Here is a 24535-nt window from a genome sequence, read left to right as displayed (position 1 = left end):
TCAACTCATCAATCGATCAGCTGATCGTTGAACCATTCCAGCATCTGCGCCACGGCCGGACGCTCCAGGCGCACCCGCTCACACACCAGCGCATATTGCCCGAGCGCGGTCATGCTGGCGGTGAAAGGCCGGACCAGACGACCGCTGAGCAAGTCTTCCTGAGCCGTCAGATTGTCGCCCATGGCCACGCCTTGCCCTTGCACCGCCGCTTCCAGTGCCAGGCCCGCGTGGGCGAAATACAGTTGCCGCTGGGGACGCTGATCGCCGGCATGGCTGGTGAGCCATGCGGTCCAGGTCTTACCGTCCTGATCGTCATGCAGCAGGCAGTGTCGTGCCAGGTCCTTCGGGGTTTTCAGGGTGGCCTGGTTGAACAGGCCGGGGCTGCACACCGGGAAGAATTGCAGCGCCGGCAAGGGCCGGACGAAGTATGCGCTGCTGTCGACAGGGCCCGTGCCGTAGGTGATCGCCAGGTCGATGTCCTCCCCCGGCGCCGTGGCGTCGATCGGTTGTTCGTAAAGGTGCAGCGTGATGTGCGGATAGCGTGCATAGAAGTCCGTGAGCCGACTCATCAACCACTTCTGCGCCAGCTCGGCGGTGACCGCCAGCCGCAACACCGCCAGCGAAGACGGGTCACGCAATTCATCGCAGGCTTCGCCGATCAGTTCGAAAGCTTGCTGCAGGCTTTGCATCAACCGGCCCGCGGCCATGGTCGGGCGTATTTGTCGGCCCTCGCGGATGAACAGCGAAACGCCCAGGTGCTCTTCGAGCTGGCGGATCTGATGGCTGACGGCACTGTCGGTGACGCACAACTCGGCGGCGGCCCGGCCGAAATGGGCGTGACGGGCGGCGCATTCGAAGGTTCTGAGTGCTGCTAAGGAAGGCAGTCGTCGCATGAATTCAGCCCCGGTGATGAAGGCGACCATGCTGCCTTGGGCATGGGTGGGCGTCCAGCGGGACCGCGCTATCGTTCTTCGCGAGCAGGCTCACTCCTACAGGGGAATGCATTTCAACTGTAGGAGCGAGCCTGCTCGCGAAGGCGGCACATTCACCACAAATCCTGCGGCCCATCACCCTCCCTTATCCACCATGACATCCCCCAAAACCCGGCGCATGTTGGTGTCTCAACCGGAGGGATTCGTCATGCTCAACGCACTCAAACAGATTAACTCAACCTCAGCCTTCAACCGCTGGGCCGGCTTCGAAGTGACCGCAGCCGCAAGCGGCGAAGCCGAACTGACCCTGGCCTTTCGCGAAGCCGACATGGCGCAATACGCCGGTTTCCTGCACGCCGGGCTGATCGGCGCGCTGCTCGACACGGCCTGCGGATTCGCCGCCGGGACGGTCGCCGGCAACGTGCTGGCCTCGCACTTTTCGGTCAACTGCCTGGCACCCGCCGTCGGTGAAGTGTTCATCGCTAGGGGCCGCGTGGTGAAGGCCGGCAAGAAGCAGGTGTTCGCCCGCGCCGAGCTGTTCGCGCAAACCGGTGACCAGTTGAAACTGGTGGCGACCGGCGATGCGATTCTGGTGCCGGTCGAAGTGCGCTGACGGTCTAGGCTGTCTTGGGTAACCCAACCCTCGTCGGAGGTTCCCATGCAGCTCGAAGGCTCCTGCCATTGCGGCGCTGTGTCGTTCAGTTTGACCAGCACCCACCCCTACCCGTATCAGCGTTGCTACTGCTCGATCTGCCGCAAGACTCAAGGCGGTGGCGGTTACTCGATCAATATTGCCGGTGATGCCGCCAGCCTGAAGGTCCGCGGGCGCAAGCACGTCGCGGTCTACCATGCACAACTGAAAAACGAAGGCGACAAGCGCGCCCATCGCAGCAGCCTCGGGCGGCATTTCTGCTCGGTCTGCGGCTCGTGCCTGTGGGTGTATAGCCCTGAATGGCCGGAGCTGATTCACCCGTTCGCATCGGCCATCGACACCCCGCTGCCGGTGCCGCCGGAACACACGCACTTGTTGCTCGATTCCAAGGCGCCATGGGTGGAAGTCGACATGCGTCCCGGGGACAAGCAGTTCGACGTCTATCCCGAAGAGTCCATTGCCGACTGGCATGAACGCCTGGGTTTGAGCCGCTGAAGCTGCTTCACAGTCTTTGACAGTTTCCCGACAAAGCTCTCAAAGATTGCCGGCCGGCAGCCGCCTAGCATGGGCGCATCCAATCTCCCTTCGGGTGTTCCCATGCTACGTTCGCTGTGTCTGTCATTGCCTTCGCTTTGCCTGCTGTTTCCCGCCGATTCATTACACGCCGAAGACTGGCGTTACACCTTGCGCGCCGGTGCCGCCAGCGTGCCGCGCTACAGCGGCAGCGACGAGCGCGTGGTGGCGCCGCTGCTGGGCGCCAAGGTGGTCAGCCCGTATGGAGTCTTTCTGGACACGGAAAAGGGATTGGGCTGGGCGTTTGATGAAGAAGACTTCGGTCTGAGCGTGTACATCGGCGCGAGCGATGTGCGCAAGGATCGCAAGACTGGATTCAAGGGTTCGGATGAGCTCAACGGCATGGGCTCGATCAAGTCGCGGCCGGCGCTGGGTCTGGACGGGACCTATAACATGGGCCCGATCATTCTCGGTGCCAGTTTTGAACATGCGCTGGAAAAGGACGATGACGATCACGACACCGGCTCGTCCTGGAATCGCCTGAAGCTGAGCATCAGCGCGCCGTTTTATGAGGGCGACTATGGCAAGGTCACGGGCAGCCTGAACAGTCAGTTTGGTGATGGTAATTACGTGCGCACCTGGTATGGCGTCAGTGCGGCGCAGGCTTCACGCAGTCAGTTCAGGGCGCATGACACTCATGGTGGGCTGGTGAGTCGCGGGGCGGCGTTGACATGGTCGTTGCCGATCGATGATCAGTGGAGTGTTTCGACGGTGCTGGCCGTGCAGTATCTGGCGGGAGATGCAGCGGACAGTCCGATTGTTGAGCGCAGGCTGCAGACCTCTTTGGCTGGGCAGTTTGTGTACACCTTCTGACAATGCGGTGTTGCTGATGACCTCTTCGCGGGCAAGCCCGCTCCCACAGGACCGAGTCGTTCGCATAATTTGTGGACGACTCGATCCTGTGGGAGCGTGGCTTGCCCGCGATAGGGCCCGCAAGAACCACATCATTAATCCAGATGCGCCCAAGTCATGCGAAACGATGCCCCACCCCACGGCGAGTCCGCCACCTCCACTTGCCCTCCATGGGATTGCGATACCCGCCGCACCAATGCCAACCCCAAACCAAACCCGCCCGTGCGGCGATCACGGCTGGCGTCCAGGCGGGAGAACGGTTCGAAGATTTTCTCGCGTCCGTCCACCGGCACGCCGGGGCCATCATCGTTGACCCGCACTTCGTAGTGATCACCGGTACGGACCAACGACACTTCAACTCGCTCATCGGCGTAACGAATGGCATTGCGCAGCAGGTTGATCACCGCGCGGGCCATGAAACGCGGCTCGATGCGCACCTCATCGACCTGACACTCGACGATCAACAACTGAACCCCGGCGGCCTCGGCCTCCAGGGCCACACTGCCGACCACGCTGTCCAGCCAACTGTTGGCCTGGATGTTTTCCCGGGTGATAACCGTGGCACCGCGTTCAAGGCTGGCATAGGTCAGCAGCTCGGAGACCATTTCTTCCAGCTCGCCAAGGTCGGCGTACATGTCGGCAATCAGTTCGCGGTTCTGGGTTGGATCGGGTTGTTGTTTGAGTTGGTCCAGTTCAAACGACAACCGGGCAATCGGCGTGCGCAATTCATGGGACACCGCGTTGGTCAGCTCGCGCTGGTTGGCGATCAAGCCTTCGATGCGCGCCGCCATCAGGTTGAAGTGCTCGGAGAGGTCACGAATGTTCGAGCGCTTGGACAGCTGGATGCGCGACGACAGGTCGTTATCGCCAAAACGCTCGGCCGCCAGGCGCAGTTTCTCCAGATCCCGCCAGTGCGGACGCACCCAGAACATCAACACGAAACCGATCATCACCGCGATCATCAGGTACGCCGCGGCAATGTAGAACGGCATCAGACTGGGCTCGGCCGGCAGCTTGATGCTGAGCAACTGAGACCCTTCGTCGATGCGCGAGATGAACTGCGTGTACTTGTCGCGAATCACCAGTAGCCCAAGGGCCAACTCGGCTTTCTCCTGATCGATCAGGGACAGTTGACTGCTCTCGACCAACGTCAGGCCCAAGCCATAGTGGGGGCGCACCGCTTCCAGTTGTTGCTCCCGGTCCGAACCGTCCAGATCGCGCAACTGCTCGGCCAGCGACCAGGCCTGGCCACGCACCGCCTCGCGGTTGTAGCTCTGCATCTGGCCGGCGAGCAGCGCATCGAACGTGCGCTCGACGGTTTGCAGCCCCAGGACCAGGCCAACGGTCATCACCAGAAACAGCCCAAGAAATAACCGCAGCATTTACAGCTCCCACGCAAACGGATTGAACAGGTAACCCTTGCCCCAGATGGTCTTGATGCACACCGGTTCGCGCGGGTTGTCCTTGAGCTTGCCGCGCAATTTGCTGATGTAGACGTCGACGCTGCGGTTGAGGCCGTCGAAGGCGATCCCGCGCATGCGGTTGAGGATGTCATCGCGAGACAGCGTCTTGCCGGCGGCACTGGCCAGCAACCACAGCAGTTCGAATTCCATGGTGGTCATGTCGATGACCTCACCCGCCAGCCGCACTTCGCGACAGCTGCGGTCGATGCTCAGGTGGCCGAATTCCAGGGCGCTGCACACGCTGCTGTCCGGGGTCTGACGCCGTTGCAAGGCACGCAGGCGGGCCAGCAGCACCGGCGGCTTGATCGGTTTGATCACATAGTCGTCGGCGCCAGACTCCAGGCCGAGGATGTGATCGAGATCGTCTTCCTTGGCCGTTAGAATGACGATCGGCGTATCGGACACGCTGCGGATCTCGCGGCACACGTGCAGCCCGCTCTGCCCCGGCAGCATCAGGTCGAGCACGACAACTTTCGGTTTGAATTCGAGGAAGGCGGCCAGCGCGAGGTCACCGCGGTGCACTTGGCGGACCTCAAAGCCATGTTGGGACAGAAAATGCGCGATCAACCCGGCGAGCTTCTCATCGTCTTCCACCAGCAATACTTTGCCAAAACCCAGGTTATCCATAACGACCGTCTGCTGCCCCTTGTGTGAAGTGGGCGGCATTATGGCGCCAATCGGTGACAGGGCGGTGATGACGGGCAGCAAAAACCGGCCTCGGGGGCCGGTTTTAGGTGATGTTTCATGTTTTTAAGAGTTTTTAACAATGTCGAATCAGACATGACGTTTGTAGGAGCGAGGCTTGCCCGCGAAGGCGTCCTTGAAATCGCCTTCGCGGGCAAGCCTCGCTCCTACAAGGTTATGCCGCGGCTGGAACACCGCTGTGAAAGCGAAACTCCACGTCCGGTGACTCGATCAGTTCCTGCTCGGCAGCGCGAACCCGGTCAATAACCTGGGCAATGTCCTTGGCATCACCGTACTGGTAAGCCAGTTTCAGATAACCCTGGAAATGCCGCGCTTCGCTTTTCAATAAGCCGAAATAGAACTTGCCCAGTTCTTCGTCCAGATGCGGCACCAGCGCCTCGAAACGCTCACAGCTACGAGCCTCGATAAAAGCGCCAACCACCAGCGTGTCCACCAGCTTGACCGGCTCGTGGCTGCGCACCACTTTACGCAGGCCCGAGGCGTAACGCCCGGCGGACAGCTGACGCAGCTCGATCTTGCGCTTTTTCATCAGGCGCATGACCTGCTCGTGGTGCACCAGCTCTTCCCGGGCCAGGCGCGACATCAGGTTGATCAGGTCGACGTGGGAGTGATACTTGGCGATCAGGCTCAACGCCGTGCTGGCCGCCTTGAACTCACAGTTCTTGTGGTCGATCAGCAGGGTTTCCTGATCGGCAAGCGCGGCCTGGACCCAGCCATCGGGGGTGCGGCAGCCGAGGAACTCGTGAATTTCGGGAAGGATCATGGGGCTCACGGAATAAAAAGGTATAAATCGAAGGGCGCCGATTATACCGGCCTGCCGCAAGACCACCAGTCGCCACCGTTGATATGCATCAAGTACCGGTTTGGCGGCGAAGAACTATAGTTGTCCAACGCAGTATTTTTTACCTTCCTGGAGATCCCGATCATGCAAGCCATTCGCAGCATCCTGGTGGTCATCGAACCCGAACACTCGGAAAGCCTGGCGCTTAAACGGGCCAAACTGATTGCCGGCGTGACCCAGGCGCATCTGCACTTGCTGGTGTGCGATCGCAAGCATGACCATAGCGGCATGCTGGGCGTGCTCAAGGCAGCCTTGATCGAGGACGGTTATAGCGTCACCACCGAGCAGGCCTGGAATGAGAGCCTGCACGAAACCATCGTCGATGTGCAGCAGGCGGAAGGCTGCGGACTGGTGGTCAAACAGCACTACCCCGACAGCCCGCTGAAAAAAGCCCTGCTGACCCCGGCGGACTGGAAATTGCTGCGTTATTGCCCGACCCCGGTGCTGCTGGTGAAAACCTCGAAACCGTGGACCGGCGGCGTGATTCTGGCGGCCATTGATGTTGGCAATACCGATGGCGAGCACCGCACCTTGCACGCCACCATCGTCGATCACGGTTACGACATCGCCAGCCTGGCCAAGGCCCGTCTGCACGTGGTCAGCGCCCATCCGTCACCGATGCTGTCGGCCGCGGACCCGACGTTACAGCTCAGTGAAACCATCGAGGCGCGCTATCGCGAACAGTGCAAATCGTTCCAGGCCGAGTTTGATATCGATGATGAACACCTGCACATAGAGGAAGGTCCGGCGGATGTGTTGATTCCGTACATGGTCCACAAGCTTCAGGCGGCGGTGACGGTGATTGGGACGGTCGCGCGGTCAGGGTTGTCCGGAGCGTTGATCGGGAATACGGCGGAGGTGGTGCTGGATGCGGTGGAGAGCGATGTGCTGGTGCTGAAGCCGGATACGATCATGGATCATCTGGAAGAGATCGTTACTCAGCATTGAGACAGGCGGTGCCCCTGTGGCGAGGGGATTTATCCCCGTTCGGCGACGCAGTCGCCGCAAAACCGGCGCACACGGTATGTCTGATCCATCCGGGTGCCTGATTTTGGGGTTGCTTCGCAACCCAACGGGGATAAATCCCCTCACCACAGGTTATGTGCTCAACCGCCGAAGGCGTCTCTCAGGAAACCCGGCGCGATGTAGCGTTGGTAATGCGCCTCGGACAGCAAAAAGAATTCCCGATCAATGGCATCGCGCAGTTCCGGCAGGTTCCAGTCGCGAAACTCCGGCATCAGCACCATCCCGTAGGCTTCCAGGTTGTTGATGACCCGCGCACCACGGGCGATCAGCTGATACGCCCAGCAATATTCCGACTGATGCGGCACAAAGCGAATCTTGCGCTGCTCCAGCTGCAGGCGCAGGCGCTGGGGGTCGAAAACTTCCAGTTTGCTGGCCATCACCTGGGACAGCAACTGCTCAAGACGCAGCCACACCGCGCGCTTCTCCTCCTCGTTGTAACCATTCCAGTTGATCACTTCATGGTGGAAACGCTTGCAACCACGGCACACCAGATCACCGTAAACAGTGGAACAGAGGCCGACGCAGGGGGTCTTGATGGTCTGATTGGGCATAGGTAGGCAAAACACGGGAAAGCAGAACAGGCCGGCATGTTAGCCCTTTGTCTAACATTGATCACCCCTCAATCTTGAGGGGCTAACTTACCTTTAATTTTTTTTTGCCGTAGAATCAGCCAGCCTTTTAAGGCGCCAATGTCCGTTAGAAGCTGTTTTCAAAGCGTCACGAGCACAGTCGTTCCTTCAGAGCGGAGTTGGCGAAGGGTTTTTCCAGCGGGGAAAAGCGCTACGCCAACCCTCATCAGCTCCCCGTTCTGCAGGCGTAAAACTTTGAAAGCAGCTTCTGTAAGGAATTGTCGGTAATTCTGGCTAAGTGGCCCACAACGCCACGCAGCGCATGAGTACGGCAATTTCGGGATGAGCGTCCCGGACACCCATTTGGGACCACTGATGAGGGTAATAACTGTGCTTGAAGCCTACCGCAAACATATCGAAGAGCGTGCAGCACTGGGTATCGTTCCCCAGCCGCTAAACGCCGAACAAACTGCAGGCCTGGTCGAGCTGCTGAAGAATCCCCCGGCTGGCGAAGAAGCTTTCCTCGTTGACCTGATCACCAATCGCATTCCGCCAGGTGTGGACGAAGCAGCCTATGTAAAGGCCGGTTTCCTGTCTGCACTCGCCAAAGGCGAAGCAAAATCCCCTCTGATCGACAAGAAACGCGCTGTTGAACTGCTTGGCACCATGCAAGGCGGCTACAACATCGTGACCCTGGTCAATCTGCTGGACGACGCCGAACTGGCGCCAGTCGCTGCCGAAGAACTCAAGCACACCCTGCTGATGTTCGACGCGTTCCACGATGTTGCTGAAAAAGCCAAGAACGGTAACGTTCACGCAAAAGGCGTGCTGCAATCCTGGGCTGACGGCGAGTGGTTCAAAAACCGCCCTGTGCTGGCCGACAAGATCAGCCTGCGCGTGTTCAAGGTCACCGGCGAAACCAACACCGACGACCTGTCCCCTGCTCCGGACGCCTGGTCCCGCCCGGACATCCCGCTGCACGCCCTCGCCATGTTGAAAATGGCTCGTGAAGGCATCGTGCCTGACGTCCAGGGCGTCACCGGTCCGATGAAGCAGATTGAAGAAATGCGCGGTCAAGGCTTCCCTATCGCCTACGTCGGCGACGTGGTCGGTACCGGTTCTTCGCGTAAATCCGCCACCAACTCGGTGCTGTGGTTCTTCGGCGACGACGTTCCGTTCGTACCGAACAAGCGTGCCGGCGGTTTCTGCTTCGGCAGCAAGATCGCTCCGATCTTCTACAACACCATGGAAGATGCCGGCGCACTGCCAATCGAATTCGACGTTACCAACATGAACATGGGCGACGTGATCGACCTGTATCCGCATGCTGGCAAAGTCTGCAAACACGGCACTGACGAAGTCCTGACCACCTTCGAAATGAAGACTCCGGTACTGTTGGACGAAGTACGTGCCGGCGGCCGTATCCCGTTGATCATCGGTCGCGGCCTGACCGACAAGGCCCGTGCCGAACTGGGCCTGGGCCCTACCGACCTGTTCAAGCTGCCTGAAGCACCTGTCGACACCGGCAAAGGCTTCACCCTGGCACAGAAAATGGTTGGCAAGGCGTGCGGTCTGCCAGAAGGCAAAGGCGTTCGTCCTGGCACCTACTGCGAACCGAAAATGACCACCGTCGGCTCTCAGGACACCACCGGTCCTATGACCCGTGACGAACTGAAAGACCTGGCGTGCCTGGGCTTCTCGACCGATCTGGTGATGCAGTCCTTCTGCCACACCGCGGCTTACCCTAAGCCGATCGACGTGACCACCCACCACACCCTGCCAGACTTCATCATGACCCGCGGCGGCGTTTCCCTGCGTCCGGGCGACGGCATCATCCACAGCTGGCTGAACCGTATGCTGCTGCCGGACACCGTCGGCACCGGTGGTGACTCGCACACCCGTTTCCCGATGGGCATTTCGTTCCCGGCCGGTTCTGGCCTGGTAGCGTTCGCCGCAGCCACTGGCGTTATGCCGCTGGACATGCCGGAATCGATCCTTGTGCGCTTCAAAGGCAAAATGCAACCGGGCGTCACCCTGCGTGACCTGGTTCACGCCATTCCTTACTTCGCGATTCAGGCTGGCCTGTTGACCGTTGAGAAGAAAGGCAAGAAGAACGCCTTCTCCGGCCGCATCCTGGAAATCGAAGGCCTGGACAACCTGAGCATCGAACAAGCTTTCGAGCTGTCCGACGCATCGGCTGAACGTTCGGCTGCCGGTTGCACCATCAAGCTGTCGAAAGAATCGATCACCGAGTACCTGAACTCCAACATCACCCTGCTGCGCTGGATGATCGGCGAAGGCTACGGTGATGCACGTACTCTGGAACGTCGTGCTCAAGCGATGGAAGCCTGGGTTGCCAACCCTGAGCTGATGGTTGCCGATGCTGACGCCGAATACGCTGAAATCATCGAAATCGACCTGGCCGACATCAAAGAGCCTGTGCTCTGCGCGCCAAACGATCCGGACGACGCCCGTCTGCTGTCCAGCGTTGCTGGCGAGAAGATCGACGAAGTGTTCATCGGTTCGTGCATGACCAACATCGGTCACTTCCGCGCTGCCGGCAAGTTGCTGGATCAGGTCAAGGGTCAGCTTCCAACCCGTCTGTGGCTGTCGCCGCCGACCAAAATGGACGCTCACCAGCTGACCGAAGAAGGCTACTACGGCATCTACGGCAAGGCCGGCGCACGCATGGAAATGCCAGGCTGCTCGCTGTGCATGGGTAACCAGGCTCGTGTAGAGCCGAACTCCACCGTGGTGTCCACGTCGACCCGTAACTTCCCGAACCGTCTGGGTGACGGCGCGAACGTCTACCTGGCTTCGGCCGAGCTGGCGTCTGTTGCTTCCATCCTGGGTCGCCTGCCGACCGTCGAGGAGTACATGGAATACGCTGGCAAGATCGACAGCATGGCGGCTGATGTTTACCGCTACCTGTCCTTCGACCAGATCGCCGAGTTCCGTGAAGCTGCTGCGAACGCCAACATCCCGGTCGTTCAAGCCTAACGCTGCAACGCAATAAAAAACGCCGCCCATCGTGAGATGAGCGGCGTTTTTTTATGCCTGGTTTTTTGTGTAAGCGCACGCATTCTCCCTGTGGGAGCTAGCCTGCTAGCGATGGACGTCAACGATTACGCGTGTGGTCTGACTGAACGCGGTGTCTGGGTGTCCATCGCTAGCAGGCTAGCTCCCACAGGGGTTCCGGGTACATCTGCAAGAACCGACACTCACCCCCAAAAAAAACGGCCAACCCGCAAAGCGGATCAGCCGTCATTCATTCCAGCAAATCAAATCAAACGAGCTGCACTGATCAGGCACTCAGCGAATAAATCAACGCGGAAATAGCCACCAAACCCACCGCCGTCACGAAGACGTTGGACGCCTGACCGCGATAACGCGCCATTGCTGGCACTTTGCGGATCGCGTACATCGGCATCAGGAACAGGATCGCCGCGATGACCGGACCGCCGAGGGTTTCGATCATGCCGAGAATGCTTGGGTTCAGGGTCGCGACAATCCAGCACACCACCAGCATGAACGCGGCGGTCATACGGTCCAGCGTTTTCGGCGCCGGGCGTTTACCGCTTTTGACGATCAGGCCTTTGAGCCCTTCACTGGCGCCGATGTAGTGGCCCAGGAACGACTTGGAAATCGCCACAAAGGCAATCAACGGTGCTGCGAAGGCGATGGTCGGGTTGCTGAAGTGGTTGGCCAGGTACGACAGGATCGACAGGTTCTGCGCCTTGGCTTCGGCCAGTTGCGCTGGAGACAAGGTCAGCACGCAGCTAAAGACGAAGAACAGCACCATCACCACCATCAAGGCGTGGGCGCGGGACAGGATCTGCGAGCTGCGTTCTTCAGCGTGTTCGCCGTAGCGACGCTTCTGGTCCACTGCGAACGCCGAGATGATCGGCGAATGGTTGAACGAGAACACCATCACCGGAATCGCCAACCACAGCGTGTGCAGCAGCGCCGACGGCTCAGGCAGGGTTGACGCCGTGGCCAGGATGCCGCCGTTCCAGTGCGGGATCAGGAACACCGCCAGGAACAGCAGCGCCACGATGAACGGATAGACCATCAGGCTCATGGCCTTGACGATCACCTGCTCGCCGCAACGCACCACCGCCAGCAAGCCGAGGATCAGCACCAACGACAGCACGGCGCGAGGTGGCGGCATGATGTGCAGTTGATGTTCGAGAAAACTGCCCACGGTATTGGTCAGGGCCACGCTGTAGATCAGCAGGATCGGGAAGATCGCGAAGAAGTACAGCAAGGTGATCAACGCACCGGCCTTGATGCCGAAGTGCTCTTCCACCACTTCGGTGATGTCCGCGCCTTCGCGGCCGGACAACACAAAGCGGGTCAGGCCACGGTGTGCGTAAAAGGTCATGGGGAACGCCAGCACCGCCAGGATCAGCAACGGCCAGAAACCGCCCAGCCCCGCATTGATTGGCAAAAACAGGGTACCGGCCCCGATGGCCGTGCCAAACAGGCCCAGCATCCAGGTGGTGTCATGGCGATTCCAGCTAGTGAGAGTCGCTGGTGCCGCCGCTACATAGCGTTCGTCGACGCTATTGGCCTGATCATTCATCCGGTGGGATCTCCGCATTCCGGTCATTTGCTACCCGGTCAGGACGAGTCGGAAAAATCCGACGGGCAGCGCCCTGGCCGAAACAGGGGCGCGATTGTCCGGGATTAATGAACGGAAGCAAAGACATAGCTGAGGAGTGGTTGTGCGGATCAGATTTTCTGGCGCCCCCTCCAATAGACGTTTCCATAGGTTTTCAACATTATCTGGACTTGTTTCACGCTGGTTGAACGGCTACTGGAGTGCTTCACAGATGATAAAAAAAGGGAGGGCATCCATTGCCCTCCCTCCTCTGTACACGCTCCCTGCAGCAATACCGATCAGAACCTCAAGTAGCCAAAATGAAGTCCGAAGCAGTGACTGTCGTTGCGTCGGCCACCCCTATCAGGCGGATGGACTCAGCGCCTGCGGAGCTGATCAAGGTATCCGCACCGACATCGGTGATGATGACGGTGGCGGCAAAGGTCGCAGCTGTGACGCCGAACGAGGAAATATCGAGCAGGTCCTGACCTCCCGCCGCGTTGGCATCGAAGTTGAAGATCTGATCGGCCCCGAAGCCCGCTGCGAACAGGAAGATATCGTTCCCATTGCCGGCATCCATGAGGTCGTTGCCGGCACCACCCGTGACCGTATCGTTGCCAGCACCGCCATCGATCAAGTCATTGCCGTTGCCACCCAACAACGTGTCGTTACCGATACCGCCGAGCAGCGTGTCGTTGCCATCGCCACCCTGGAGCAGATCGTTGCCGGTACTGCCATCCAGGCGGTCGTCACCCAGCCCGCCGAGCAGCGTGTCGTTGCCGAGGTCACCATTGAGCGTGTCGTTACCACCGTTGCCGGTGAGGATGTCGTCGCCGCTGCCACCATTGAGGGTGTCATTACCTGCCCCGGCGGTGATGACGTTGTCCGACACGTTGCCGTTGCCAACGAAGTTGCCGACGCCGGTGTAGGTCAGGTTCTCGACGTTGGCGCTGAGCGTGTAGCTGGCCTGCGACGCCTGCACGGTATCCGTACCACCACCCGCCACTTCTACCACCGCGTCTGCGGTTGTATCGACGATGTAGGTATCGTTGCCGGCGCCCCCAACCAACTGGTCAGCGCCCGCGCCGCCATTGAGGACGTCGTTCCCGACCCCGCCGGTCAGGGTGTTGGCCAGCGCATTACCGGTGCCGGTGAAGTTGCCGGCTCCGGTGAAGGCCAGGTTCTCGACGTTGGCACCCAGCAAGTAGGCGGCCAGACTGGTTTGCACCAGATCGGTACCACCGCCCAGCGCCTCGATGACGGTGTCACCGACGTTGTCGACCACAAAGGTGTCGTTGCCGATACCGCCGTTCATGACATCCGCGCCGAGCCCACCGTTGAGGGTGTCGTTGCCGCTATCACCATTGAGGGTGTCATTACCTGCACCGCCGGTGAGGGTGTTGGCCAGCGCGTTACCGGTACCGGTGAAGTTTCCGGCTCCGGTAAAGGTCAGGTTTTCGAGGTTGGCACCCAGCGTGTAACTGGCCAGCGATGTCTGCACGGTATCCGTACCGCCACCCGCCAATTCAACCACCACGTCCGCTGCAACATCGACGACGTAGGTATCGTTGCCGGTTCCCCCAACCATCTGGTCTGCACCCGCACCGCCATTAAGCACGTCGTTACCGGCACCGCCCGTGAGGGTGTTGGCCAGCGCATTACCGGTACCGGTGAAGTTACCGGCTCCAGTAAAGGTCAGGTTCTCGACGTTGGCAGCCAGTACGTAGTTGGCCAGACTGGTTTGCACCAGATCGGTACCGCCACCCAGCGCCTCGACAACAGTGTCACCCACATTGTCGACCACAAAGGTGTCGTTGCCGGTACCACCGTTCATGGCATCCGCGCCGAGCCCACCGTTGAGGATATCGTTGCCGTCCCCGCCACTGAGGGCGTCGTTACCGACCCCGCCGGTGATAGTGTTGGCCAGCGCGTTACCGGTACCGGTGAAGTTACCGGCTCCGGTATAGGTCAGGTTTTCGACGTTGGCGCCGAGCACGTAGCTGGCCAGACTGGTTTGCACCAGATCGGTACCACCTCCCAGTGCCTCGATGACGCTGTCACCGACGTTGTCGACCACAAAGGTGTCGTTGCCGGCACCGCCGTTCATGGCATCTGCGCCGAGCCCGCCGTTGAGGATGTCGTTGCCGTCCCCGCCATTCAGGGCGTCGTTACCGACCCCGCCGGTGAGGGTGTTGGCCAGCGTATTACCGGTACCGGTGAAGTTACCGGCTCCGGTGAAGGCCAGGTTCTCGACGTTGGCACCGAGTACGTAGCTGGCCAGACTGGTTTGCACCAGATCGGTTCCACCACCCAGCGCCTCGATGACGGTGTCGCCGACGTTGTCGACGACAAAGGTATCGTTGCCGGCACCACCGTTCATGGCATCCGCGCCGAGCCCACCGTTGAGGGTGTCGTTTCCGTCCTCGCCATTAAGGATGTCGTTGTCGTCTCCGCCGTTGAGAATGTCGTTGCCAGTGCCGCCAAACAACTGGTCAATGCCGGCCAGACCATTGAGCGTATCGTTCCCGCCCAGGCCAAGCAGCACATCGGCACCCGCGCCACCGGTGAGGGTGTCGGCCAAAGCGGTACCCACTAGCACCACGCCAGGCGGTAGCGTAACGGCTGCGGTTGCCGCAGAGGTCACCGTCTCCAGCGTGCCGAAGCCATCGGTATAACGCACGATCACCCGCAGTTGCAGATTGCTCTGCAACAGACCCGGGGTGAACGTCGCAGCGGTCGCTCCGGTGATGTTGGTGAAGGAAGTGCCGATACCTTGCTGCCATTGGAAGCTGAAGGTGCCCAACCCATCCGCATCGGCAATCCCGGCCGTCAGCGCGGTCAGCTCCTGGCCTTGTTCAGGCGTCGTGTCGCTGATCAGCAACGCGCCTGTCGGTGCGTCATTGACGTTGGCCACCGGGTCCGAAGGGTCGGACGCCACGCTTTCGGCGACACCGAAGTCATCCACGTAACTGACCACCACGCGCACTTGATCGCCGACCTGGTCCTGGCCAAGCGTGAACGTGCTCCCGGTGGCGCCGGCGATGTCGACGAAGCTGACTCCATTGGTCGCCTGCCATTGGTAGGTGAACTGCGGATTGCTGAGGCCATCGACGTCGATGATGCTCGACGGGTCAGCGGTCAACAGTTGGTTCTGCACCAAAAGCCCGTTGACGGTCGGCCCTGCGGTCGGCGTGCTGTTCCCCGACGAGTCGATGATCTCCAGTGTGCCCTTGGTATCCTGATACACCGCCCTGACGCGGATGTTCAGGCCCGCTATATCATCCGCCACCCGGTAGGTGGTGCCGGTTGCTCGCGTAGCTTCGCCGGCAGCAACCACGGTGATGTCTTCATAGATGCCCGTGCCAGGAATGTTTTCGACCTGCCAGTAGTAAGCCACCGCACCGGTCACTGCGCCGGTCGGATTGGCCAGGGTTTGGTTGTCCGCGTCGTGTACCGCCCGATTGCTGACGCGCAGCAACTGGCCGGCGACAGGCGTATCGTCACGCAGACCGGTAGCATCGTCGAGGATCGCCAGATGACCCGATGGGCCTTCGTTCAAGGCGGTGCCCACTCCGGACTCTTGCGCCAGGTCAGAGAACTGCAGACGCTCGACGCCCGTCAGTCGATCGACACCATCACGCCCCGCCACCAGGTCGGTCACGATAACGGTGTCGCCCTGGACTTCGACAAGGTATTCCGTCGAATTACCCGAGAACACCGCAGTGTCGAAGCGGTCATTGCCGGTCAGAATCTCCCGCACGATGACCAACTGGCCTGGGTTGTAAGTACCGTTGAGCATCAGTGGAACCATCGGCTCCATGCTGTCGAACGTGGCGATTTCCGGGCCAGTGCCATCAATGTTTGCCCGTACGCTGATGCGTACGTTCAACCACTTGTCACCATCGATGATGTCGTCACCACCGCGACCTTCGATAAGGTCGCTGCCGCTGCCACCGAGGATGATGTTGCCGCCGTCGAAGAATGTCGCTCCGGCTGGCAACAGATCAGCCAGGCCGTCGATCAGGTTGATGTTGGTCAACACACTGCCGGTCGCGCCGGCGGTGGGTAGCGAGGTTGCGTCTTCGCTATTACCGCGCAGGAAGTCACCGTGCGCCGACCCTGACAGACCCTCCATGATGTCGAAACGCACGAGCGCCGAGGCACCCGATCCCGGCACCGGAGGTACATCGAAAAAGCGGTCGGTGAAATCGATGGACACGCCTTGGGCAAGGTCCTTGAAAGTCGCCCAGTCATAGCCGGAACCACCGATATAGCGGTCACCGAAGCCGAGACTGCCAACCATGATGTCGTCGCCGCCCTCACCGTTGAACTTGTCGTTTTCGCTGGCGCCGATGAACACATCGTGGCCGATGACAGGGTCGTTGCCGAGCGGGTCGAAGTTGTCGCCAGGTGCACCGTCCGAGGTGCCCTTCTCGATCCAGTCGTCGCCTTCGTTACCCATGTCCTGTTCGTTGGCTTTGCTGCCCAGGATGAAGTCGTTGCCCTGGCCACCAATGGCCTCGGACGCGTCCTCGCCGGTGACGATGAAGTCATTACCAAAACCGCCAATGATCAAGTTGACGCCGTTGCCACCGTGCAGTACGTCGTTGCCGTCGCCACCCTGGATGTTATCGTCGCCACCGCGGTCGCTGATGATGTCGTCGCCGGCGCCACCGCGCAGTTGGTCATTACCGTCACCCCCTTCGATGCGATCGTTGCCGCCGTCACCCCAGACCGTGTCATCGCCTTCACTGGCGATGAGGATGTCTGCGTTGTTGGTGCCGCCCAGTACGATGTGCTGATCACCGGTGTACCTGATGTAGTTGGTGTCCGGCCCCGCGGTCAGCGGGTTGTCGCGGAACACCACCTGCTCGCCGTTCTCGCCCAGTGGATCGGCGTTGCCCAGGCCATCGTTGAACTGCTTGCTCTGGTCCCTTTCCAGATAGAACCCCGGGTCCGAGAACACCAGGCCTGGCAAGTGCGTGGCCGAGGTGTTGGCCATGATCAGTTTGGCAAACGAGTTGCTTTCCAGCTCGGCATTCATCGACAGGCCGGAGGTACGCTCCAGATAGTAGAAGCGGTCGCCGTCCTGCAGTTTTTCCATCTGGTTCTCGAACACGAAGTTGAAGGTCGAGCCGAGCATGCCGCCGAACGGCGTTTTCTCTTCGGCCAGGCCGCCGATCCAGAGGTCGATGGCATCGACGCCCGTAACGGTCACACCCTTCAGATCGTCGGCAGTCCCCAGCACCCCGTCCTTGCCGGCACGCGTCACGTTGGCCCAGGTGCCAGTGCTGTTGAGGAAGTCCATGCGGTCAGCCGGCGCACCCGTACCACCAAATACCAGCGCCATGGCAGCAGCGCGTTTGGCTTCCAGGGTGGTCGCGGCCGTGATCGTGTCATGCGTGCCATAGGCCGCGATGAAGTTGATCAACGACTCCGGATGTTTGAGGTGTTGAACCAGGTCGACCCAGCTGGTGTAAGGCTTGAGTTGGGTATCACCGGTCTGGCTGTAGATGTCGCGGCGGATCGCGTTGAGTGAGGGAATCCCCACGTCGCGGCCACGGGCGATGTTGATCGCCGGCAGGTCGAGCGGCAAGCCGAGCAGGTTATTGCGCAGCGCCTCGGTCACGAACTCGTCGATTTCGTTACCGGCTTGCCGAGTCACCCCACGGATGATCGCACTGGTCGCATCCTCAGGCGTCACGCCACTGGCGGCGTACGCCAACGGGTTGAGGAACGCCGCGATCAAGCCCAGTTGCTGATCGGGATCAGCGCTGTTCGGATCGCCAACCACGTTGAAATCGACATCGTAGCGATCGACGGTCTCGGTCAGCATCGAGTGGCCAAACCGGTACACGGTGTGAGCGAACTCGGCGACGATCGAGGCATCGAGGTCGACGTCATAGACCTGGGTCGGTGCAAAGAACAGGTCGACTCGGGGCTGAATGGTCCGTGCAAACTCCTCGAACACCAGGTGCTGATACTGCATCTCGGTGCCGAATTTGGCCGCCTGGAACAAACGTTCGCCATTCCACACCAGCGCATCGATCTCGGCCTGGTTGACGGGTAACGCGCTCACCGGAGCCAGCAGCCACTCGTTGAGGAAAGTCAGGTCAGCCGAGTCGAGGACGGTGTCCATCGTCTGCGCAACCAGCCGGTTGTGCTCGGCGTGGAAGATCGCATGCACGGCGGTCAGGCCGATGTTCTCGTTGACCCGGCCGTCGCCGGCGATGTAGTGCGCATCCAGCAACTCGTTGTCGTAGGCCAGGTTAGCCCCGGTCTGCGGATTGACCGGCACTGCGTTGCCTATGTTGGAATCCGCGTCAGGCACGAGCACGCCACCGCTGAACACCGGCGCTGCATTGTGGGCAATGTCGGCGAGGAACTGGTGACCGGTGCGCACCGCATTGGTCAGGTCGACGGGAGCAAGCGGATTGCCTTCGACCAGAACGTCATCCGCCGTGCCGCCAAGACCGTCAGCCCCTTTCATCACGACCATCGGGAAGCCGTTTGGCCCCTTGATGAAGTTGCCATAGGCGTCGGTTGCCAACAACGGGGAGTTATCGACATCGGCATCGGTGAGGCGGATACCCAGAATGTCATTGGCCTGCGCCTTGACTACCTTCCAGGTGGCCATGCCACCGATTTCGCTGTCGTCTGCAGTCCCGAACTTGCCGTCCGTCCCCAGGTCACGGTTAGTGATCAGTCTGCCGGTCGCGATGGGGCCATTGTCAGTCAGCTCATAACCGCGCAGGAAAACCTGGTGCGAGGGGTGCGAGCTGTAGGTCTGGTTCTGGTCCACGAACGGTGTGGTGGTGTTTGTGTGCTCACGGACATCGTCGGCCGTGCCGAGCACGCCATCCGCCCCAGGCTGGTTGGTCGCGCGGGTCAGCACCATAAAGTTGGTGTGGCCGCCGGGTACATACAGCGGATCATCCGGTTGCAGCGGAATGTAGACAGTGCCCGAACCGCCCTTGGTAAGCAGGTCCAGACCATGGTCGAAGAACTGCCCGAAGAAGGTCATCCAGGCATTGAACGGCGCGGACAATCCCGCATCCGCGGTGGTGTTCTCGAACAGGTAAACATCGTGGTCGTCGCCCGTACCGAACTGGCCATCCATGCCGGGGCTGGCGACGATCCGCACACCCTCCTTGAGCACGTCATCATTGTCCGGCACGCCATAATTGAGCACTCCGTCCGCCCCCGCGTCGTAAGCCGTGGCATAGGCCGCCGGGTTGTTCGACGTCTGGTCGACGATCAGATTACTGATGGTGCGCGGCTGCGAGTCAAACACAGCCCCGCTGGTTTGCTGATAGGACGATCCCGGAATGGCTGGCGAGCCGGGGCCAAAGAATCCGGCAGGAGCACCTTCGGCCGGATTGAACACCGGATCGGTCAGCCGCGGAAAGACGTTATCGGCAGCACCATACTGGGTGTTGTTGATGCCATTGAGGTTCAACAGGTTGTTGTTCGATCCATCGACCGCACGCAAGCCCAAGGGTGCGCGGATATTCGGGATCAACGAGAGCATGTCCTGACCGGCCGCGTCAGCCTCGGCAATCTTGATCTGATCAAGAATGAAGTTGAGGTCGGAGCGGACCATGTTGAGGCCCTCGCCGCCCGCGGTCGCATCGACGACAGGTGCCTGCGCCACCGGCACAACCGGGGCGCCGGGAGCGACCACGGCAGTCGGTTGCGAGAACACCACTTCTGTCGTGCCATGACCATCCTGGTAGATCGCCTTGACCCGCAACGACAACCCGGCGAGATCTGGAGAGACCTTGAACGAAGTGCCGTCGGCACTCTGGAACGCCAGGTCACCGGCAGGTAGCAGGATGATGTCCTCGAACACGCCAGTGCCTGGATCGGCCTCGAACTGCCAATAGTAGGACACCGAAGAATTGTTCAGAGTACCCCCGACGTTGTTGGCATCGGTCACCCCGGCCACGCTGACGGTCAGCATGTCGCCCACCGTAATCGCCCCGCCGTTTCCATCGGCAATGGTCGGTCTGCCAACGGGTTGCGCATTAAGCCCCGGCACCAGCACTTGCTGGGTATCGGCGAACTGCAGGCGCTCGATATGCATCAGGGTATCGACGCCGTCGCGACCCACTTCGGTATCGGTCACCGTCCAGACATCGTCCGCCAGGCTGGCCGTGCCGCGGTCGTCCCGTGTCACCACATACTCGGACTGGACGCCGGAGAAAAAGGCGGTATCGAAAGCCGCCCCGCCCGTCGAGGTACCGGGCAGGATTTCCCGTACCGCCTTGAGCTGGCCCGGGTTATAGGTACCGTCCAACATGAAAGGGATCATGTCGACCATGCTGTCGAAACTGGCGATCTCTGGACCGGAATGATTGACATCGCCGGCGTCATAAACCGCAATCCTGACATTGAGCCATTTGTCGCCGTCGATCAGATCATCGCCCCCGCGACCTTCGATCAGGTCACTGCCGTCGCCACCCAGGATGATGTTGCCGGTGGCAAAGCCGGTGGTCGGCAAACCGGCATCCGCCAGAAGCTGCTCCAGACCCCGGATCAACGCCACGTTGGTCAGCGCACTGCCGGTGGTACCACCGTGGTCGACGATAGTGACTGCATCGATATTATCGCCCTTGAGCACATCGCCGAATTTCGAACCGGACAAGCCTTCGACCTCGGCAAACCGGTCGAGGATCGAGGCCGGAGATGCGCCGACCGGATTGAACGGCCCGTTGTTCTGGTTTGGCGCGTTGCCGTGTGGCTGAGCCAGCGCGGCCATGGTCAGATCAACAGTGACGCCGATCCGGTCATTTTTGTGGGTCACCCAGTCGAAACCGGACATGCCGTCCATATTGTCCTGGGCATCGCTGCCGACAAAGATGTCATCGCCACCCTCGCCGATCATTTCGTCGAAGCCAGCACCCCCTATAAAGATGTCGTTGCCGATCACATCGTCGTTGAGCAAGGGCGAGGCGTTATCGCCAGGGGCACCGTCCTGGGTGCCCTTTTCGATCCAGTCATCGCCTTCGTTGCCGGTGGCTGGCAGGTTGGTCTTGGCTCCCAAGATGAAATCGTCGCCCTGACCGCCAAAAGTGGTGCTGATGTCTTCGGTGGTGACGATAAAGTCCTGCCCATCGCCGCCCAGGATCAGGTTGCCTCCAGCCAGCATGCTACCGGCCACGATTACATCGTTGCCGGCATTGCCTTCCAGACGGTTGTCGCCGAACGAGTCAGTAATGATGTCATCGCCCGCGCCACCCAGTACCGCATCGTTCCCGGCGCCACCTTCGAGACGGTCGTTGCCGCCGTCGCCGTAAAGGGTGTCATCGCCGTCACCGGAGATGAGGATCTCATTGCCGGCGGTACCACCGAGGACGACATGGTCTTCACCGGTGTATTGCAGATAATTACTGTCCGCGCCAACGGTGTCGGGATTGTTTCGGATCACCAGTGGCACGATTTCCACGCCGTTGATCATCAGGCCGCCAGTCGGGTCGGCGCCGCCGTTTGCGCCAAGGCCGGTGAACTGATTGGCCTGATTCACTTCCAGGGTGTACGTAGGCGTCAGGAACACGGTGTTCGACAGGTGGGTCACATCGGTGTTGAGCATGATCAGCTTGGCAAAGGAGTTGTTTTCCAGCTCGGTGCCGAAGTTCAGGCCAGCGGTGCGTGACAGGTAGTAGAAGCGATCGCCGTCCTGCAACGCTTCCATCTGGGTTTCAAATACGAAGTTGAACGTAGAGCCGAGCATGCCGCCGAACGGCATTTTCTGCTCGGCGAGGCCACCGACCCAGAAATCGATGTCGTCGACACCCGTGATCGTTACACCCGTCAGGTCATCTGCAGTGCCCAGCACCCCATCCTTGCCGGCCTTCGTCACGTTGGCCCAGGTACCGCTGCCATTGAGGAAGTCCAGGCGGTCAGCCGGTGCACCCGGACCACCGAATACCAGCGCCAAGGCTGCATCGCGTTTGTCGGCCAGCGTGGTCGCCGAGGTAATCGTGTCATGCGTGCCGTAGGCGGCGATGAAGTTAACCAGCGACTCGGGGTGCTTGAGGTTGTCTGCCAGGTCAGCCCAACTGATATACGGCTTGAGTTGGCTGTCGCCGGTTGATGCATAGAACTCACGCCGCGCCTCGTTCAACGTGGGGATGCCCGTGTCGCGACCACGCGCCAGGTTCAGCGCCGGCAAATCGAGCGGCAGACCGAGCAGGTTGTTGCGCAACGCTTCGGTGACGAACTCGTCGATCTCGTTGCCGAGCTGGCGGGTCACACCGCGAATGATCGCCCCTGCCGCTTCGTCAGCAGTGGCCCCGCTTCCGGCGAACGCCAGCGGGTTGAGGAAGGCCGCGATCAAACCCATTTGCGAGTCCGGGTTGTTCGGGTCAGTGAGCAGCGGATTGAATTCGGGGTCGAAACGATCGACGGTCTCGGTCAACATCGAGTGACCGAAGCGATACACCACGTGGGCGAACTCGGCGAGGATGGCCGGGTTGATCGAGGTGTCATACCCGTTGGGTGCAAGGAATGCATCGATCTGCGGCTGAATGGAACGCCCGAACTCCTCGAACACCAGGTGCTGGTACTGCATCTCGGTGCCAAACTTGGCGGCCTGGAACAGGCGTTCGCCGTCCCACACCAAGGCTGAGATTTCGGCGAGCGTCGTCGGCATTGCGGCGACATCGTCCACCAGCCACTCATTGAGAAACGCCAGATCGCCGGCGGCCAGGATGGTTTGCTTGGACTGCTGGACCAGGCGGTTGTGCTCGGAGTGGAACACATGGTGCACGGCGGTCAGGCCAATGTTTTCGTTCGCCCGGCCGTCGCCGGCAATGTAGTGGGCGTCGAGCAGTTCGTTGTCATAGGTCAGGTTATTGCCGCCCGCACCAACGGGCTGCGCATTGCCGACATCGGCGTCGGCATCCGCCTGCAGAACCCCTCCGACGACTACCGGCGCTGCATTGTGGGCGATGTCGTCGAGGAAACCATGCCCGGTGCTTACGGCGCTTGCCAGACTGATCGGAGCATCCCGGTTGCCTTCGACCAGTTGCGTGACGTCATCAGCCGTCCCGGCAATACCGTCGGCACCATTACTGGTGCGCATCACCACCTGAGGCATGCCGTTCGGCCCCCGGATGAAGCTGCCATAGGCATCCGTTGCCAGCAGCGGCACGTTGTGCACATCGAGGTCGGTCAGGTTGATGCCGAGAATGTCACGGGCCTGAGCTTTTACCACTGCCCAGGTCGCCATGCCGCCGCTTTCGCCGTCACCATCATCGGCCGTGCCGAACTTGCCATCGGCGCCGAGATCGCGGTTGGTAATCAAGCGCCCCGTTGCAACAGGGTCACCTGCCGCGTTCAGGACGTACTCGCGCAGGAACACCTGATGCGACGGGTGGGAGCTGTAGGTCTGGCTCTGGTCCACGAATGGCGAGGTGGTATTGGGCTGGCCATCATCGGAAGTGCCGACTAGTCCGTCCGCGCCAGCAGTACGCACAGCTCGTGACAGCACCATGAAATTGGTCGGGCTGCCCGGTATGAACAACGGATCGTCCGGCATCAGCGGAATAAATACGATGTCGGTACTGCTCTTGCTGACCAGGTCGAGGCCATGGTCGAAGAACTGGCCGAAGAAAGTCATCCACGAGTTGAAGCCGGCGGTCAGACCCACGTCCGGCGACTCGTTGGGGATAAAGAACACTTCCTTGTCGTCGTCCGTGCCGAACACGCCATCCAGACCGGGGCTGATGATCGGGGTGGCACCGCCGTTCGCCGCAACCGCGGCCGGGTTGTTGGCGGTCTGGTCGTTAATCAGGTTACTGATAATCCGTGGCTGCGGGTCGACCACCGTCCCTGTCCCGGCGTACGACGCACGATACGAAGCATCAAGCAGGCGCAGGAAGGAATTGTCCGCAGCGCCAAACTCGCTTTGCCCGGCGACCAGGTTGTTGAAACTGCCATCGACGGTTCGCAGGCCGAATGGCACCTGACTGTTGGGTAATAAATCACCAAGGCTGGTTCCGTTGGCATGCGCTTCTGCGATGAAGATTTGCTTGAGGATGAATTCCAGGTCCGACTTGTTGAAATTGGCCATTTCGATTGCCCTCGATCTATATGGGAAAGGCTCGGGACGAATAAATCCTCCCGCGCCAAGTCACGTGCTGGCTTGCGCAGTTCGTTGGTTCAGTGTTTGGCGAGAGCAGGCGTGGGGCAGGCAAAGCCGTCCCCTGCGCCGGTGAATGCGCGCCTGGAATTCGCTGGATGAATTGCTCGCTGAGCGATTAGGCAGAGCGATTCCGAGCCACTGGTGGGCCATGGAATCGGGAAGTCGAAGCGA

The 24535-nt window shown here is 60.5% G+C and carries 12 protein-coding genes; 5 read left to right on the top strand and 7 right to left on the bottom strand.

Going from position 1 to position 24535, the window contains the following annotated elements:
* Nucleotides 1-8: 8 nt before the first annotated feature.
* Entirely contained in the window at nucleotides 9-893 is an 885-nt protein-coding gene (locus ACA060_RS12690; protein WP_497317634.1) for a LysR substrate-binding domain-containing protein, read from the bottom strand.
* A 247-nt stretch (nucleotides 894-1140) separates the two neighbouring features.
* Here ACA060_RS12690 and ACA060_RS12685 point away from each other — a divergent pair, with 247 nt between their 5' ends.
* The 3 genes from ACA060_RS12685 (at nucleotide 1141) to ACA060_RS12675 (ending at nucleotide 2970) form a co-directional block, all read left to right on the top strand.
* Nucleotides 1141-1545: a PaaI family thioesterase gene (locus ACA060_RS12685; RefSeq protein ID WP_497303317.1), complete on the top strand. Its 405-nt coding sequence runs from the start codon at nucleotides 1141-1143 to the stop codon at nucleotides 1543-1545.
* A 45-nt stretch (nucleotides 1546-1590) separates the two neighbouring features.
* Nucleotides 1591-2079, top strand: coding sequence for a GFA family protein (locus tag ACA060_RS12680; protein WP_497317632.1), 489 nt, complete (start codon nucleotides 1591-1593; stop codon nucleotides 2077-2079).
* Nucleotides 2080-2181: 102 nt separating this feature from the next.
* Complete coding sequence (locus ACA060_RS12675) at nucleotides 2182-2970, top strand: MipA/OmpV family protein (RefSeq protein ID WP_497317630.1); 789 nt, start codon at nucleotides 2182-2184, stop codon at nucleotides 2968-2970.
* Between the two features lie 134 nt (nucleotides 2971-3104).
* Here ACA060_RS12675 and ACA060_RS12670 read toward each other — a convergent pair whose 3' ends face one another.
* From ACA060_RS12670 to ACA060_RS12660, 3 genes are all read right to left on the bottom strand, one after another.
* On the bottom strand, nucleotides 3105-4391 hold the full coding sequence (locus tag ACA060_RS12670; protein ID WP_497317628.1) for an ATP-binding protein: 1287 nt from the start codon (nucleotides 4389-4391) through the stop codon (nucleotides 3105-3107).
* On the bottom strand, nucleotides 4392-5099 hold the full coding sequence (locus ACA060_RS12665) for a response regulator (protein ID WP_497318230.1): 708 nt from the start codon (nucleotides 5097-5099) through the stop codon (nucleotides 4392-4394).
* 232 nt (nucleotides 5100-5331) lie between these two features.
* Nucleotides 5332-5940 (bottom strand): MiaE family protein, encoded by a 609-nt coding sequence (locus ACA060_RS12660; RefSeq protein WP_105345386.1) that lies wholly within the window; start codon nucleotides 5938-5940, stop codon nucleotides 5332-5334.
* A 162-nt stretch (nucleotides 5941-6102) separates the two neighbouring features.
* Between ACA060_RS12660 and uspL the strand changes: the two genes are divergently transcribed.
* Nucleotides 6103-6966, top strand: coding sequence for a universal stress protein UspL (uspL, locus tag ACA060_RS12655; RefSeq protein WP_497317626.1), 864 nt, complete (start codon nucleotides 6103-6105; stop codon nucleotides 6964-6966).
* A 158-nt stretch (nucleotides 6967-7124) separates the two neighbouring features.
* Here the strand turns inward: uspL and ACA060_RS12650 are convergent, their stop codons facing one another.
* Nucleotides 7125-7595: a DUF1289 domain-containing protein gene (locus ACA060_RS12650; protein ID WP_109630366.1), complete on the bottom strand. Its 471-nt coding sequence runs from the start codon at nucleotides 7593-7595 to the stop codon at nucleotides 7125-7127.
* Between the two features lie 408 nt (nucleotides 7596-8003).
* On the opposite strand from ACA060_RS12650, the gene acnB reads away from it, so the two are divergent.
* Nucleotides 8004-10613, top strand: a complete 2610-nt coding sequence (gene acnB / locus ACA060_RS12645) for a bifunctional aconitate hydratase 2/2-methylisocitrate dehydratase (protein ID WP_497318228.1) — start codon at nucleotides 8004-8006, stop codon at nucleotides 10611-10613.
* A gap of 304 nt (nucleotides 10614-10917) precedes the next feature.
* Here the strand turns inward: acnB and ACA060_RS12640 are convergent, their stop codons facing one another.
* Complete coding sequence (locus ACA060_RS12640; protein ID WP_109630360.1) at nucleotides 10918-12198, bottom strand: serine/threonine transporter; 1281 nt, start codon at nucleotides 12196-12198, stop codon at nucleotides 10918-10920.
* A gap of 325 nt (nucleotides 12199-12523) precedes the next feature.
* Nucleotides 12524-24292 carry a peroxidase family protein gene (locus tag ACA060_RS12635; RefSeq protein WP_497317623.1) on the bottom strand — a complete coding sequence of 3923 codons (11769 nt, stop codon included), beginning with the start codon at nucleotides 24290-24292 and terminating at the stop codon, nucleotides 12524-12526.
* Nucleotides 24293-24535: the final 243 nt, after the last annotated feature.

This window comes from Pseudomonas sp. LBUM1671, assembly GCF_059695685.1.
The sequence above is the reverse complement of the archived record's forward strand: the minus strand, read 5'-3'. Positions and strand labels throughout refer to the sequence as shown.